Raw genomic sequence first — 909 nt, 5'->3', positions numbered from 1 at the left:
GATTCAATATTTTTGTAACATGAAAACTCTTTACCACGATCTACAGTAATCGTTTTTACAGCGTTGTTAGGCAAAGATGAAATAAGTTGTTTTATAGCTACTTCCATTGATTTAGAAGAACGGTCAGGCATTAGAAAACAAATATAATAGCGAGACTTTCTTTCTGCGAAAGTAGCCAAACAGCCTTTACTTTTCCCTCTGCTTGAAACAACTGTATCTGCCTCCCAGTGGCCAAAAGAATTACGTTTTTTGATATTCTTAGGACGTTGGGATATCGGTTTGCCAACATTGAAACGTCCTCGGGTTTCTGTAGGTCGTTGTCTTTTGCCTTTTTGTCTTAAATAAGGAAACAAATCTAAACCAAATGAATTAGCATTAATCCATCGGTAAATTGTTTTAAAGCATATGTTGTTTTGAAGTAATCTGCCAACTATTTGTTCAGGTGACCAACGTAATTTTAGATGATGGATAATTGTGTTGATCAGTTCATTTGTTAATTTGGAAGGACGACCACAATTCTTTTTTCGAGTTTCATAATTAGTTTGAGCTGTTTCAGCAACATAATTATGATTGAATTTATTTCTTTTAATTTCGCGAGAAATGGTAGAAACCGAACGGTTTAATCGTTTGGCAATAGCTCTTAAAGAATAATTTTCTTTCCTAAGAATCTCTATACTTGCACGCTCAGTTATTGTAAGATGAATGTAGCTCATATTGGCACCCCTTGTATGTGTTTTTGTGGTTATTAACATCTTACAATAAAGTGCCAATCATGGGCCTTTTTTATGAAATTTTATTAGTGTTGCACTTAATATTACAATTCGTCATGTAGAAATAATGAAATGAAAGGAGAAAGAAATATGTCTGTCATGCGTATAGCGACATTTATCATTAGTGTGTTTATTGTGG

The 909-nt window shown here is 33.6% G+C and carries 1 protein-coding gene; it reads right to left on the bottom strand.

The window, feature by feature from the left end; genetic code table 11:
- A partial coding sequence (locus tag KA858_RS11785; protein WP_210135787.1) for an IS30 family transposase occupies positions 1 to 713 on the bottom strand: 713 nt, incomplete at its 3' end.
- Positions 714 to 909: the final 196 nt, after the last annotated feature.

The organism is Staphylococcus sp. GDX8P80P, from assembly GCF_017893095.1.
GTDB lineage: Bacteria > Bacillota > Bacilli > Staphylococcales > Staphylococcaceae > Staphylococcus > Staphylococcus borealis.
The sequence above is the reverse complement of the archived record's forward strand: the minus strand, read 5'-3'. Positions and strand labels throughout refer to the sequence as shown.